The 13,640-nt window shown below is 62.2% G+C and carries 11 protein-coding genes; 4 read left to right on the top strand and 7 right to left on the bottom strand.

Annotated elements, in window-relative coordinates:
• Nucleotides 1-67 precede the first annotated feature (67 nt).
• From JM946_RS04525 to JM946_RS04515, 3 genes are all read right to left on the bottom strand, one after another.
• Nucleotides 68-2,080, bottom strand: coding sequence for a PrkA family serine protein kinase (locus JM946_RS04525; RefSeq protein ID WP_203165942.1), 2,013 nt, complete (start codon nucleotides 2,078-2,080; stop codon nucleotides 68-70).
• Between the two features lie 565 nt (nucleotides 2,081-2,645).
• On the bottom strand, nucleotides 2,646-5,042 hold the full coding sequence (gene lon / locus JM946_RS04520) for an endopeptidase La (RefSeq protein WP_203165941.1): 2,397 nt from the start codon (nucleotides 5,040-5,042) through the stop codon (nucleotides 2,646-2,648).
• 39 nt (nucleotides 5,043-5,081) lie between these two features.
• A complete protein-coding gene (locus JM946_RS04515) occupies nucleotides 5,082-5,486 on the bottom strand; it encodes an Hsp20/alpha crystallin family protein (RefSeq protein WP_230979443.1) in 405 nt (134 codons plus the stop codon).
• A gap of 112 nt (nucleotides 5,487-5,598) precedes the next feature.
• Between JM946_RS04515 and JM946_RS04510 the strand changes: the two genes are divergently transcribed.
• Nucleotides 5,599-6,195 carry a class I SAM-dependent methyltransferase gene (locus tag JM946_RS04510; protein WP_203165940.1) on the top strand — a complete coding sequence of 199 codons (597 nt, stop codon included), beginning with the start codon at nucleotides 5,599-5,601 and terminating at the stop codon, nucleotides 6,193-6,195.
• A gap of 47 nt (nucleotides 6,196-6,242) precedes the next feature.
• Here JM946_RS04510 and JM946_RS04505 read toward each other — a convergent pair whose 3' ends face one another.
• On the bottom strand, nucleotides 6,243-7,187 hold the full coding sequence (locus tag JM946_RS04505; protein WP_203165939.1) for a LysR family transcriptional regulator: 945 nt from the start codon (nucleotides 7,185-7,187) through the stop codon (nucleotides 6,243-6,245).
• 407 nt (nucleotides 7,188-7,594) lie between these two features.
• Here JM946_RS04505 and JM946_RS04500 point away from each other — a divergent pair, with 407 nt between their 5' ends.
• The gene (locus JM946_RS04500; RefSeq protein WP_203165938.1) at nucleotides 7,595-8,794 is read left to right on the top strand and encodes a lipid A deacylase LpxR family protein; all 1,200 of its coding nucleotides are present in this window, start codon (nucleotides 7,595-7,597) and stop codon (nucleotides 8,792-8,794) included.
• Nucleotides 8,795-8,957: 163 nt separating this feature from the next.
• On the opposite strand, the gene JM946_RS04495 is transcribed toward JM946_RS04500, so the two are convergent.
• Together JM946_RS04495 and JM946_RS04490 are read right to left on the bottom strand one after the other, a co-directional pair.
• A complete protein-coding gene (locus tag JM946_RS04495) occupies nucleotides 8,958-11,399 on the bottom strand; it encodes a YgiQ family radical SAM protein (RefSeq protein ID WP_203165937.1) in 2,442 nt (813 codons plus the stop codon).
• A gap of 51 nt (nucleotides 11,400-11,450) precedes the next feature.
• Nucleotides 11,451-12,077 carry a DNA-3-methyladenine glycosylase gene (locus tag JM946_RS04490; RefSeq protein WP_203165936.1) on the bottom strand — a complete coding sequence of 209 codons (627 nt, stop codon included), beginning with the start codon at nucleotides 12,075-12,077 and terminating at the stop codon, nucleotides 11,451-11,453.
• A gap of 123 nt (nucleotides 12,078-12,200) precedes the next feature.
• Here JM946_RS04490 and JM946_RS04485 point away from each other — a divergent pair, with 123 nt between their 5' ends.
• Together JM946_RS04485 and JM946_RS04480 are read left to right on the top strand one after the other, a co-directional pair.
• A complete protein-coding gene (locus JM946_RS04485) occupies nucleotides 12,201-12,677 on the top strand; it encodes an SRPBCC family protein (RefSeq protein WP_203165935.1) in 477 nt (158 codons plus the stop codon).
• Nucleotides 12,658-12,999: an ArsR/SmtB family transcription factor gene (locus JM946_RS04480; RefSeq protein ID WP_203165934.1), complete on the top strand. Its 342-nt coding sequence runs from the start codon at nucleotides 12,658-12,660 to the stop codon at nucleotides 12,997-12,999. The genes JM946_RS04485 and JM946_RS04480 overlap by 20 nt, the downstream gene beginning before the upstream one ends.
• Before the next feature lie 4 nt (nucleotides 13,000-13,003).
• Here JM946_RS04480 and JM946_RS04475 read toward each other — a convergent pair whose 3' ends face one another.
• Nucleotides 13,004-13,570 (bottom strand): hypothetical protein, encoded by a 567-nt coding sequence (locus JM946_RS04475; protein ID WP_203165933.1) that lies wholly within the window; start codon nucleotides 13,568-13,570, stop codon nucleotides 13,004-13,006.
• Nucleotides 13,571-13,640: the final 70 nt, after the last annotated feature.

Genomic DNA, 13,640 nt, shown 5'->3' with positions numbered 1-13,640 from the left:
GACTCCTAGACATTACTCTTGTGGGCGCCCTTCGGTTCACTTCAGGGACTCCTGGATCACTCCGGGGCTACTCCTGTGCCAGCAATGTCGTCACGTAGCTCAGCGCTTCCTTGGCGCTGTGATCGTCATAACCATACTCCGAGGTCAGGCGGTCCTGAACCGCGGAAATCTTCTTACGGGCTTCGTCGTCCGGCCGCGCCGCCGAGGTGACCAGCCGCAACACGTCGCGACGCTCTTCGAACAGATACTGTTCGATGGCCTCGCGCATGCGCGAATGGCTGTTGAGAGTGAATTTCTCACCGGCCTTGTACGCCACCATGGCCTTGCGCACCACTTCCTGACGGAATGTCAGCTTGCCCGACTCCGACACCTTGATCTTCTCCTCCACCGAGCGCAGGAAACGCTCGTCGGCAGGACGGGACTCGCCGGTGATCGGGTCGGTGACTTCGCGGTGATCGAGCGAGGCCTCCACTTCGTCCAGATACTTATCCAGCAGTTGCTGCGCTTCGTCTTCGAACGAAGCGAACAGGGCGCGATGCACGTCTTCCTTCACCCAGCGGTTGTAGAAGTCCTTGCGCGCCAGTACCAGATAATCGATCCACAGCTTCTTGGCCTTCGCATCCATACGTGCATCGGTTTCGATCGAGTCCTTCAGCGCCAGCAGGACTTCCATGCTGGTGAGGCTCTTCTTGTCGGTGCGCGTAATGGCGTTGGAGATCGAATTCACGATGAATCGGGGACTGACACCGGTCAGTCCTTCTTCCGGCGCTTCCGCGCGCAGACGCGTGATCTCGGTCTCGGGGAAGCCTTCCACGCTCTCGCCCGCGTACAGCCGAAGCTTCTTCGACATGTCGAGGCCTTCGCGCTCGGGCTTGTACAACCGAGTGAGCACGGCGAACACCGCTGCCAGCTTCAGGGCATGTGGATCGAGATGCACATCGCGAAACGCTGGCGCCGCGGACACCAGCTTGTTGTAGATCCGCGATTCCTCCACATACGACAGCGTGTAAGGCACCTTGACGATGACCATGCGGTCCAGCAGCGCCTCGTTTTCCTTTTCCTGCAGGAACTTGTGGAACTCGGCAAGGTTGGTGTGCGCCAGAATGGTCTCGTCCAGATAGATCAGCGGGAAGCGCGACACCTTTACGTTCTTTTCCTGTGTCAGGGTCAGCAACAGGTACAGGAATTCGCGTTTGACCTTCAGGATCTCGATCATCTCCAGCACGCCGCGGCTCGCGGCGTACACGGCGCCCGACCACGACCAGGCGCGCGGGTCGCCCTCGTCTCCGTACTGCGCCACTTTGGACAGGTCAACGGAGCCGACCAGATCGGCGAGATCGGCAGTCGTCGGATCGTGAGGCGCATAAGTGCCCACGCCGACGCGTGCAGCTTCTGAAAGGAAGATGCGCTCGACCGGCATGCGCAGAAAGTCGCCTTCGAACTCGCGCTCCAATCGATCGCGCGCCCACGGACTCAACTCACCTTTGATTTCTACGCCGTACGTGTCACGGAAATCAGCGCGCAGACTTGCGGGAATGAGATTCAGTGGCGACTCGTGCATCGGCGAGCCCTGCAAGGCATACATGGCGCCTTCGTCGGTATGGCTGTATTCCTCGAGGCCGCGCTTCAGCAGGATGGCCATCGTGGATTTGCCACCGGACGGCGGGCCTAGCAGCAGCAACAAGCGCCTGCCGACATCGGAACCGGCCGCGGCCGCCTTGAAGTAATCGACGATTCGGCCGAGCGGTTCGTCGATGCCGAACAGCTCGCGTTTGAACAATTCCTTGGGCCCGGCGCCTTCGCCATTGACGCCGTTGCCATTGCCGTTGGCAGCGGCGCCGTTGCCGTTGCTGGCGGAGCTCACATTCGAGCTGTTCTTACCGAACCAGCAAAGCATGTCCCACAGATACTCGTGGCTGGTGCGCGCCAGCTGCCGGGTATTGCCGGGAACAACGGTACGAAGGAATTCGCCGAAAGTACCCGACCAGTGCTGCGCACGGTGGAATCGGCTGTAGGCGCTCAAGGCCTCGACGAAGCTCTCGCCGCGTTGCGAGCTTCCTCTGGGGCTGTCTGACTGCATCGAACCGCCCTCCAATCAGCGAACCGGCAAGTTCATCCCAGGTTCGCGAGTTCTATATACCCGTTACGACAACACGCTCTTGGTCGCAGTTCACACTGTCCTCAAGTGCACGCCGTCGGAATTCGTAATCAGCATACTCCCACGCGTTGGTGCGAGTGGCTCGAGGATGCACCGGCCATCGCACGTTCGTCCGGGGGATTGCCGACACCCTACACTCAAAGACTGATCCATGGCCGAACATGTTCCGTGACGATGTGCGCCAAGCAGGTGCGTTCCATGACGTGAGCCGAGCGTGCCCGATCTGTGCAGACAGGCGTCGGTAAGCAACGAGGAATAATGAAGACCCGCGCGGCTCGCGGGGGGGCGCTGCTGGTACGCGCTTGAGTTGCGCATCTCACGCGATTGAGTGCGGAACATGACTCACTGATTACTCCCTTCGCGCCAATCTTGCAATGCGATTCATGCTGATTGGGTGCACGCCGCGTGCCAGCGCGGCTGGCACGGTTCAGGGCGGGTTCACAGCCGTGGGTGGCGGGAGCACCACCCACGGCGTCTTGCATCGGCTTTATGCCGCGGCGTCGACCTGCTTAACCTTCAACTGGAGGTCCAGCGCCTCGCGGATCACGTCATCGACGCGTTCGCAGAACACGAACTCCACTTCGTCGCGCACGCTCTTGGGCACATCCTCGAGGTCCTTGCGATTGCGCGCCGGCAGCAGCACCTTGCGGATGCCCGCGCGATGCGCGGCCACTGTCTTCTCCTTGACGCCGCCGATCGGCAGCACCAGACCGCGCAGGCTGATCTCGCCGGTCATCGCCAGGTCGTTGTGCACGGTCTTGTTGGTGAACAGCGAGACCAGCGAGGTGAACATCGCGACACCCGCGCTCGGCCCGTCCTTCGGGATCGCGCCGGCCGGCACGTGGATGTGCACGTCGCTCTTGTCGAACACCGTGGTATCGATGCCGAGTCGAGCGGCCTGCGACTTCAACAGCGACAAGGCCGCCTGCGCGCTCTCCTTCATGACTTCGCCGAGCTGACCGGTGAGGATCAGCTTGCCGTTGCCAGGCACGCGCGTGGATTCGATGAACAGGATGTCGCCTCCCACCGGGGTCCATGCCAGGCCCGTAGCCACGCCTGGTACGCTGACGCGCATGGCCACTTCGTTTTCGAAGCGAGGCGCGCCGAGGATGCCGGCGAGGTCGCCGACGTCGACGGTCTGCTGAGTGATGCTTCCCTCCGCGATTCTCACGGCCACGTTACGTAGCACCGCTCCGATCATGCGCTCGAGATTTCGCACGCCCGCTTCGCGAGTGTGATCGCGCGCGATCTGGCGAATCGCCTCATCCGTGATCGACGCCTGTTCCGCCTTGAGCCCGTTGGCCTCGAGCTGCCGGCGCACCAGGTAGCGCTTGGCGATCTCTACCTTCTCGTCCTCGGTGTAGCCCGTGAGCTCGATCACTTCCATACGATCGCGCAGCGGGCCCGGAATCGTATCGAGCATGTTGGCCGTGGCGATGAACACAATCTTCGACAGATCGAACGGCACACCCAGGTAGTTGTCGCGGAAGGTGTTGTTCTGCTCCGGATCGAGCACTTCCAGCAACGCCGCGGACGGATCGCCCTGGATGCCGGCGCCGAGCTTGTCGATCTCGTCCAGCATCAGCACCGAATTGCGTGTGCCGGCCTTACGCACCGCCTGCACGATGTTGCCCGGTAGCGCACCGATATAAGTACGACGGTGGCCGCGGATCTCGGCCTCGTCATGCACGCCACCCAGGCTGACGCGCGCGAACTTCACGCCCAGCGAACGCGCGATGCTCTGGCCCAGCGACGTCTTACCGACGCCCGGCGGACCGACGAAGCACAGGATCGGGCTGCGACCCTGCGGGTTGAGCTTGCGCACGGCGAGATACTCGACGATGCGCCGCTTGATCTTCTCCAGGCCGTAGTGATCCTCATCGAGCACCTTGCGGGCATGCTCGATTTCGATCGACTCCTTGTCGAGCTTGGACCATGGCAGCTGGATCATCCAGTCCAGCCAGGTGCGCAACATCGAATACTCGGCGCTGGCGTCGGACATGCGCTCGAGCCGCTTCAATTCCTTCTCGGCCTGCTCACGCGCATCGTCGGGCATGCCGGCCTTGGCGATGGCCTCCTTCAGCTCGGCGATCTCTTCGCCGCTCTCGCCGTCTTCGCCCAGCTCTTTCTTGATCTGGCGCAGCTGTTCGCGCAACAGCACTTCCTTATGACGCTCGTCGATAGCGTCGCGCGTCTTCTCTTCGAGCTGCCGCTGCAGACGCAACACTTCGATGCGTTTTTGCAGAAGGCCGCTGACGCGCTCGAGGCGCGCCTTCAGATCGAGGGTTTCGAGCAACTCCTGTTTCTCGGCCGGCTTCACATCCATGAAGCTGGCGACCAGATCGGCCAGGGTCGAAGCCGACTCGACCGCCTGAATCGCGTTCGACAATTCCGCGGGCGCCTGCGGCAGCAAGCCGATGGCCTCGGCTGACAGCCGCTTCAGATTGAGCGCGTGAGCTTCCACGTCGCTGCCGACGTTGCTCGGATCGGGCAAGTATTCGACGCGCGCGACCATGTAGGGCAGGCCGTTCTGCCAATCGAGCACGCGGAAGCGCCGCTCGCCTTGCACGACCAGATGATGAGTGCCGTCGGCGCCTGTCACATACCGCACGATGTTCGCGACCGTGCCGGTCGAGTACAGGTCGCTGCCGGTGGGCGCCTGCAGGTCTGGATCGTGCTGTAACAGGAATCCGACTTTGCGATTGTTACGCACGGCTTCCTGCGCGGCTGCGAGCGAGCGATCGCGATTGATGGCCACCGGCACCACCGTTCCCGGGAACAGCACCAGGTTGCGCACCGGAATGACGACCAGCATGTCGTCGGTGATGGTGTGCGTGCTCTCGCCCTCGGGCCGCTGAGCGTTGTTGCGTGTCGAGTCAGTCATGATGAATGAGGCTCCCGCTGTTAGCGTTGGCCAGGCCAGTTAGCGTTGTGCCAGGCGCAGGACCAGGCAGCCGTTGGCGTACACCTGTTCCAACAATTGATAACGACCCTCGGGCAGCGCGATGCGTCGCTCGAAGCGGCCATAAGGAATTTCCAGCCGATGAACCGCGGTGGCGCGACTGGTGACCGGCAATGCGCGCTTCGCGCTCACGATCAGCAGCCCGCTGTCGGTGCGGACTTCGATGTGTTCGGCGGCCACGCCGGGCAGCGCCACCGCGACATGAACCTCGTCGGCATAAGCCAGGATGTCGACCGGCGGTTCCCAGCGAGGCTCGGCGGCGACCGAGTGACCAAAGCGGAAAAACTGGCGCTGCAGCTGTTGAGCCCGCTCCAGCATTTCGCAGGCCTCGGCCCACATCCACGAGGGCGGGTTACGAATGCCCATGGTTGGTTTCCAGGTTGGTCATGACGAACTAGGTGGGGACGGGTGTGGGAGTATCAAGAACGGGCCGTAGGAGAAGTAAACTCACCCGACCCCCGGTCAGATCCCTCGTGCGATGTCCAAACGCTTCGACGCCAGCTTCTATCGCCGCTTCTATATGAATCCGCGCACGCGGGTTACAACCCGCACGGAGATGGCCCGTCGCGCCGGCATGGTGGCGGCGCTGGTGAAACAGCTGGAGTTGCCGGTCAAGAGAATTCTGGATGCCGGCTGCGGGCTCGGCTGGCTACGTGCGCCGTTGTTGCAAGCTTTTCCCGGGGCGAGGTATGTCGGCCTGGAGGTCAGCGAGCACTTGTGCCGCGAACACGGCTGGGTGCATGAATCGCTCGCTTCGTATCGGCCGCGCGGCCGTTTCGATCTCATCATTTGTTACGACGTAATGCAGTACCTGTCTGATCGTGAGACGGTGCAGGCATTGGCGAATCTAGGCCGGCTGTCGCGTGGCGCCTTGTACTTCCATGCGCCGACCCGCGAGGACTGGCGTGACAACGCCGATCGTTCCACCAGCGACGGCGACATCAACCTGCGCGACGCTGCCTGGTATCGCTCGCGCCTGTCACGACACTTCGAGCACGCCGGCTTTGGCATTCATGTGCGCCGTGGCGTGCCGTGGGGCCAGTGGGAACTGGAGCGCAGTGTGCGGGATGGATGAGCAGGCTGCTTGATAACACTGGCGTCCGTGCCCACGCGCACCGTCCGTCAGCCGTCAGGCCAAAAGGAATCTACGTCTGGGTTCGTACCCCAGCGCCCTTCAACCAACTCCATGAAAGCCCGCACCTTGGTCGCCAGATGCCGCCGCTCGGGATGGATCAAGTAAATCCCGAGCGAGCCGGCGTCGTAGTCGGCCAGCACCTGTCGCAAGGCGCCGCTCTTCAGCTCCTGGTGCACGTTGAACGTGGGTTGAAGAATGATGCCCTGGCCACGTAGCGCCGCCTGCTTCAGCAATTCATTGCTGGTCGCGCGCAACGTTCCCAACGCTTGCACCGGGAAATCGCCGCCGTCGCGCGCGAAGCGCCATTTCTTCTGAGAGGTGGGCGCCGAATCGCCGAACACCAGGCAGTTGTGATGAAGCAGGTCGTCCGGAATGGTCGGCTGCGGATTCTTTTCCAGATAGGCCGGCGCGGCGCAGGCCACGATGCGCGAGATGGCGAGCCTCTTTCTGGCGAGGTTGTTGTTCCGCGCATGGTTGCCGGTGCGGTGCTCGCGACAGGCGCACACCGCCACGTCGAAGCCTTCCTCCACCAGGTCCAACAGATGATTGCTCTCGGTGACCTCGAGCCGCACGTCGGTGTGGCGCTCGAAATATTCGAGCAGCACCGGGCCGACATGCGACAGATCGAAGGCGCCGGAAACACAGATCTTCAATGCGCCGCGCGGCACGGCGCTGTTCGCGCCGGCAACTGCTTCCGCCTCTCCGATGTCCTCGAGGATCTGGACACAACGCTGGTGATAAAGCTGGCCGACATCGGTGAGGCTCAGTGAATGGGTGGAGCGATTCAACAGCCTCGAGCCCAGTATCTCCTCGAGATGAATGATGTACTTGGTCACCATCGGCGCGGACACTTTCATGTGGCGCGCCGCTTCCGCGAAGCTCCCCAATTCGACCACCTTCGTCAACGCCAGCATGCAGGTGAACTTGTCCATCTTTTCTTTCCCCCCAGGAAAGATTCCATTGCCTGTCAGGCATCGCCCTGATCGCGGCGAAATCCGCTTCGCACCCCGCGCCAATCAGAGGGATGGCTTTTTTCACGGCGTGCTCACGGCTGGGCCAACAGTCCGATCACGCTCTCCCGCTAATTTCTGCGCATCACAAGTGGATTAGTGCATCTGCAGCAGTGCGATTGCAATAACGATGCGACGGTGTGGTTGCCGCACCAGTAGTGAGATGGAGGCGGTCTTACTCGAATCGGGGCGATTCATGACTGGCGATTCATGAATGTCATTCCGTTCGTCGCGTTTATCGAGGCCGCCACTTTGGAGACAGTAGCGCCACGGAAAAACATCACAGCGAGCGTGGCAAACGGCGCGGCACGAATGGCAAGGGTATGTATATGTCTACAACCAACAAGAGCGAATGGGCGGCGCAGCTGCGCTGGGCGGTGCTGGCGGCGTTAGGCACCGCTGCATTGGCAGTTACTGGAAATGAAGCGCGCGCGCAGAGTGTGTCGCCCGCTGATTCCTTCGATGAATTCACGCCGGTGATGGTTGCGCCGGCCGTTACTGTCGAAACACCGACAGCGGTCGAAGAAGCCATTGCCGAGGTGGTCGTGTCCGATCAGCGTCTCGGCTGGTTCGATGGCGTTGACGCGGTGCGAGTGCAGATCGACAACGATCTGTTCGCCGGCGACAACCAGGACCGCGACTACACCGGCGGCATGAGCATCACCATCTCTGGCGAGCGCGCTCGCGACGGACTGCTGTCGCTCGAGCCACTGCTGAGCCGTGTCGATGGTCTGATGTATGACCAGGATGAGCAGAGCGAAGTGCATTACGCGCGACAGATCGGCCTGATGGCCTTCACGCCCAGCAACACCTTGATCGACGAGGTGCAGCCGGACGATCGACCGTATGCCAGCCTGCTGTTTGTTTCGAACGGCCGGGTGAACGTGGATGCGGACGAGCTCGGCGCCTGGACCAGCAGCCTCACTGTCGGTGTGCTTGGTCTGTCGGTGTCGGAGCGTTTGCACAGCGCCGTGCATGAACTGGTCGGGTCGGAATCGCCGCGTGGGTATGATCATCAGATCTCCGCAGGCGGCGAGCCCACTGCGCGCTACACCCTCGCGAGACAGGAGTTGTGGATCGCGGATCCCAATGGTCACGTCGATGTGAAGACGACCGTGCAGGGCAGTGTCGGTTTTCTTACCGAAGCCAGCGCGTCGATCTCGATGCGTGCGGGTCGCTTCAACTCGCCTTGGTGGGGATTCGCGCCCGAGCTGACCGATTACATGTCTGCGCCGGTGCCGACCGAGAGCTATCGCGGCGGTCGTGAGCTGTACGTCTTCCTCGGCGCTCGCGTCAAAGCTCGTGCTTACAACGCGTTCCTGCAAGGTCAGTTTCGCGATAGCGAGGTCCGCTACACCTCGGATGAGGTGGAGCCGCTGCTCGCCGAAGCGTGGATCGGCGTGGTCACGCAGATCTTGGACCAGACGCAGCTCAGCTATGCCCTGCACTATCAGACGGCCGAGCTGCGCGACGGCCCTGCGTCACGCGACACCCTCTGGGGCGCAGTTCAGCTGACTCACTCGTTCTGAGAAAGGTTTGTTTTTGTCTGAAGATTGCAGTTAGCCACTGACCACCATGGTTCGATAAGCCGCTTTTGTTTCCTCGACCCCCCGTCCCTGCGTCGGCCCACTTCGGTGGGCCTTTTTTTTGCCCGGCGCACAACACCGCCGGTCAGAGATCGAAGCTGCTTTGTTACTTCGAGCGCGGCAGGCGCACGCCTTTCAGGCCGGTGTGCTGGGTGCGGAATTTCATCGGTTTCGCCGAAGCGCCTTTGCCTGGCGCTGCCTGCGGCGCGCCGGCGAGCTTCGGACGGGATGCGGACGCCGGCACGGCATGACGACGCTGATCGTTCGAAGCTTTGCGTTCGTGCGACTGTGGACGCGCCCCATGTTTGAAGCGGCGGCCTTCATGAGCGTCGCCCGTGCCGAGTGGCTGCCAGGCAGGAATCAGATGATGCTTGCCGGGACCGATCAGATCGGCGCGACCCATGCGACGTAGCGCGTCGCGAAGGATGGGCCAGTTGTTGGCGTCGTGCCAGCGCAGGAACGCCTTGTGCAGACGACGCACCTTCAAGCCCTTTGGAATGTGCACGTCTTCACTGGAGTGAGTGACCTTGCGCAGCGGGTTCTTGCCCGAGTGCCACATCGCCGTGGCCGTGGCCATCGGCGAGGGCAGGAACGCCTGCACCTGATCGGCGCGATAACCATTCTGTTTCAGCCATAGCGCAAGCTCGAGCATGTCTTCATCGGTCGTGCCCGGATGCGCGGCGATGAAGTACGGGATCAGGTACTGCTCCTTGCCGGCTTCCTTGGAATATTTCTCGAACAGCTCCTTGAAGCGATAATACGTCCCCACGCCCGGCTTCATCATTTTCGACAGCGGACCCTCGCCGATCGCTTCGGGCGCGATCTTGAGATAGCCGCCGACGTGATGCTGAACCAGCTCCTTGACGTACTCCGGCGATTCGACCGCCAGGTCGTAACGCACGCCCGAGCCGATCAGAATTTTCTTCACGCCCGGCAGGGCTCGCGCCCGCCGATACAGATTGATCAGCGGCGTGTGATCGGTGTTCAGGTTGGGGCAGATGCCCGGGAACACGCACGACGGCCGGCGACACGCCGTTTCGATCTCGCGCGATTTGCACGCCAGGCGATACATGTTCGCCGTGGGCCCGCCCAGATCCGAGATCACGCCGGTGAAACCGGGCACCGTGTCGCGGATGGTCTCGATCTCCTTGATGATGGAGTTCTCGGACCGGTTCTGAATGATCCGCCCTTCGTGTTCCGTTATGGAGCAGAAGGTGCAGCCGCCGAAGCAGCCACGCTGAATGGCGATGGAGAAACGGATCATCTCGTACGCCGGAATCTTGTTCGCGCCCTTCTGCTCGCCATAGAACGGATGCGGCACGCGCTGATAGGGCAGCTCGTAGATCGCGTCCATTTCTTTCATGCTGAGCGGCAGTGGCGGCGGATTCAGCCACACATCGATATTGCCGTGCCGTTGCACCAACGCGCGTGCATTACCGGGATTGGATTCGAGATGCAGGATGCGGGACGCGTGTGCATACAAAACGGCATCGTCACGCACCGCTTCGAACGAAGGCATCCGAATGACGGACTGCGCCCGATCGGCGGACTTCACGTGCCGAAGAAACTTCACCACCTTCGCGACCGGCTGCGTCGCCGTGCTGGCGCACGCCGGCCCCGACGCAGGTCCAGCAGCACTCCCGCCCTCGAGCACAGGGCTGTTGCTCGTCGCCGCCATGTTGCCTGCCGGCGCGCCGCTCGAAGGGTTATTTCCGGGCGCGGCGCCAGTCGCATTACTTGCAGTGGTCGCGTTATGGGATGCGGCCATCGCCGCCTTCGATCTCGCATCGTTCGCCGCGTACGGATCGATGGGCGGATTCAGCGGCCCAGGCTCATCGATGGTGGTCGAATCGATCTCCGTCCAGCCATCTGGCGTTGCATGCCGGACGAACGCCGTGCCACGCAGATCCGTGATTTGCCCGATGGGCTCGCCTTTGGCCAGGCGATGCGCGATCTCGACGATCTGTCGTTCGCCATTGCCATACACCAGCAGGTCCGCTTTGGCGTCGAGCAGAATCGAGCGCCGCACCTTCTCCGACCAGTAGTCGAAATGAGCGATTCGTCGCAGGCTGGCCTCGATGCCGCCGATCACGATGGGCGCGTCGTTGAAGGCCTCGCGCACCCGCTGCGAATAAACGATCACCGACCGATCCGGCCGCTTGCCGCCTTCGCCAGCCGGCGTGTACGCATCATCGCTTCGAATGCGACGATCCGACGTGTAGCGATTCACCATCGAATCCATATTCCCGGCAGTGATGCCGAAGAACAGGTTCGGCTTGCCGAGACGCGCGAAGTCCTCGGTGGAACGCCAATCGGGCTGCGCGATGATGCCGACGCGGAATCCCTGCGCTTCGAGCACGCGACCGATGATGGCCATGCCGAAACTGGGGTGATCCACATAGGCGTCGCCAGTGACCACGATGATGTCGCAACTGTCCCAACCGAGCGCGTCCATCTCCTCCTTGGTCATGGGCAGGAACGGAGCAGCGCCGAAGCGGGACGCCCAGTACTTGCGATAGGAGAACAATTCGCGCGGAGCAGGCTGCATGACGGACAGTGGAGCTGAATCCCGTTCAGGTGAAAAGGCGGGAATACTACGCTATTTGCGCGCCAGCCGCGCCCGGCCGGGCCCCACATCCGGTGTCAGTGCACGCCGGCGGGCGGCTGCACTGACTGTGGACACGTAGGGCGAATCCCCATCGTAGAAACGCCAAGGCTTCTTGGCCCAATCCCCAGCGTAGTCCACGCCGATGCGGGTCGCTCGGGCCACCTCGGGTGGCCGATATCGGGCCGGCTTTTCCAGCCACAAGGTGCTACCGAGCAGATCCGCGCCATTCAGGCTGCGATCTATATGTAGCGCACGACATAAAAGCCCCGGCCCGTGGGTGGTACTGGAGATTCCCTTCACCGGCTCCAGCCCGCGCAATAGCACTGCATGAGGCGTCCCATCGGCTGCGGTCACGATGTTGAGGCAGTTCCAGAACCCATAGATCAAGTACACATACGCATGCCCCGGCGGCCCGAACATCACCTCGGTGCGGCGAGTCCGCCCGCGCGAAGAGTGAGCCGCCAGATCGTGAGGGCCCTTGTATGCCTCGGTCTCGACGATGCGGCCGACCTGTTCGCCCTCCGGCCCATCGTGAATCAAATGCATGCCCAGCAGATCGCGGGCGACCAGCAACGTCTCTCGGGCGTAGAACTCGCGGCTCAATTTGGTGGCAGGCATGCGCTTCATTATAGGAAGCGCGTCGGACCCACGCTCGCTTTGATCGACAACCGAATGGTTGCACATGGGGTGGGCACGAGTTATATTGCAACCGTTCGGTTGTCAGTAGCGCGGAGGTGCGCAATGAACGAGTCAAAGGTCACAAACACTATCGAGCGGCAGGCCTTGTTGCGCGCGCCACGCAGCCGGGTCTGGGAGGCGGTCACGAACATCAAGAAATTCTGCGAGTGGTTCGGCGTCGCCACCGTGGATGGCGAGTTCAGGCCAGGAGCGAAAGTCCGCATGCGGGCGCCGGAAGAGTATGGCGGCGACTTCGACATGACCGTAGAGCGGATGCAGCCCGAACATCTATTCTCCTGGCGCTGGCATCCGGGCGCGAGAGATGCCGGCGTCGATTACGCGAAAGAACCCACCACGCTGGTGGAGTTCAAGCTCAGCGACGCGCAGGTCGACGGCAAAATCGGCACGCTACTGACCATCACCGAGTCGGGCTTCGACAGCATCTCTCTCGCGCGGCGCGCGAAAGTGTTCGGCGACAACTGCGAGGGCTGGGACGCGCAGCTCAGGAATCTGGAACGCTATGTCACTCAAGCGACCTGAGCTCAGGCTCAAAGCTTCGGCGCCGGTGTTCGCGGCGCTGGGCGATGAAACACGGCTGCGGCTGGTGATCTACCTGTCCGCGGCCGGCCCTTCCTCGACCGCCACGTTGACCGCAAACGTGGACGTGACGCGTCAGGCCGTCGCCAAACATTTGCGAGTCATGAAGGAGGCCGGCCTGGTGAGCAGTGTCTATCAGGGGCGCGACAGCGTGTGGCAGATCGAGCCTTCGCAACTGGCGGAGGCGCAACGCTGCATCGAATTGATCACCTCGCGCTGGGATCAGGCCATCGAGCGCCTGCGCGTCATGGTGGAAGAGAAGTAAGCCGTCATTCCTCGCCGAAGCGATTCGGCCAATTCGCGTGCATCTGCATGACGTCCAGCTCGATCTGGCCGGTCTTCGGATCGGCCGACTTGAGCTTGGCGCGCATGAACTCGATCGAGTCGCCGCGCTCGTGATAGTAGAACACCGAGCTGCGGTGCTCATCACGGCTGGCGCGGGGAATGACGTACTCGTTGAACGCGGTTTCGTCGACCAGCGGGCCGCAGCTCAACTGCGCACCGCCGAATTCGATGCCGATGTGCGCGGCCTCCAGGTCGCTTCCGTCCACGATGCTCTTGCAATGGACGCGGAAGCGCGGCGGCATGGCGGCAGGCGTGGGCAGCAGGTCCAGCGACTCGCCGACCTTCAGCCGAATCACCTTACGTGCGCGGTCGACTCGCTGGGAATCGGCAACCCGAACCGTGGGCGAATCGCGATACACCAGAGTAGCGGGGCGCGACGAGGTGCGAGCGGCGGTCGCGGGCAGGTGATGGCGTCGCCAGTAAACCGCACCGGCGATGAAGGCGGCCATCAGGCCGACCGCGAGCCATAACTGTTGCAACACGTCTTCCATTCCACATCGTCGAGCGCTTGAAGGAGCGTCCTTGTCCTTGGTTATCGGAAGTCGCTGGCCAAACTGATGT

It is taken from the genome of Steroidobacter gossypii, assembly GCF_016801985.1.
GTDB classification, from domain to species: Bacteria; Pseudomonadota; Gammaproteobacteria; order Steroidobacterales; family Steroidobacteraceae; genus Steroidobacter; species Steroidobacter gossypii.
Note: the sequence above shows the minus strand (reverse complement) of the source record. Positions and strands in the feature narration are given on the sequence as shown.

Excerpts from the sequence above, each read along its gene's own strand:
- JM946_RS04525 (WP_203165942.1), bottom strand. The coding sequence starts at position 2,080 with ATGCAGTCAGACAGCCCCAGAGGAAGCTCGCAACGCGGCGAGAGCTTC.
- lon (WP_203165941.1), bottom strand. The coding sequence starts at position 5,042 with ATGACTGACTCGACACGCAACAACGCTCAGCGGCCCGAGGGCGAGAGC.
- JM946_RS04515 (WP_230979443.1), bottom strand. The coding sequence starts at position 5,486 with ATGGGCATTCGTAACCCGCCCTCGTGGATGTGGGCCGAGGCCTGCGAA.
- JM946_RS04510 (WP_203165940.1), top strand. The coding sequence starts at position 5,599 with ATGTCCAAACGCTTCGACGCCAGCTTCTATCGCCGCTTCTATATGAAT.
- JM946_RS04505 (WP_203165939.1), bottom strand. The coding sequence starts at position 7,187 with ATGGACAAGTTCACCTGCATGCTGGCGTTGACGAAGGTGGTCGAATTG.
- JM946_RS04500 (WP_203165938.1), top strand. The coding sequence starts at position 7,595 with ATGTCTACAACCAACAAGAGCGAATGGGCGGCGCAGCTGCGCTGGGCG.
- JM946_RS04495 (WP_203165937.1), bottom strand. The coding sequence starts at position 11,399 with ATGCAGCCTGCTCCGCGCGAATTGTTCTCCTATCGCAAGTACTGGGCG.
- JM946_RS04490 (WP_203165936.1), bottom strand. The coding sequence starts at position 12,077 with ATGCCTGCCACCAAATTGAGCCGCGAGTTCTACGCCCGAGAGACGTTG.
- JM946_RS04485 (WP_203165935.1), top strand. The coding sequence starts at position 12,201 with ATGAACGAGTCAAAGGTCACAAACACTATCGAGCGGCAGGCCTTGTTG.
- JM946_RS04480 (WP_203165934.1), top strand. The coding sequence starts at position 12,658 with ATGTCACTCAAGCGACCTGAGCTCAGGCTCAAAGCTTCGGCGCCGGTG.
- JM946_RS04475 (WP_203165933.1), bottom strand. The coding sequence starts at position 13,570 with ATGGAAGACGTGTTGCAACAGTTATGGCTCGCGGTCGGCCTGATGGCC.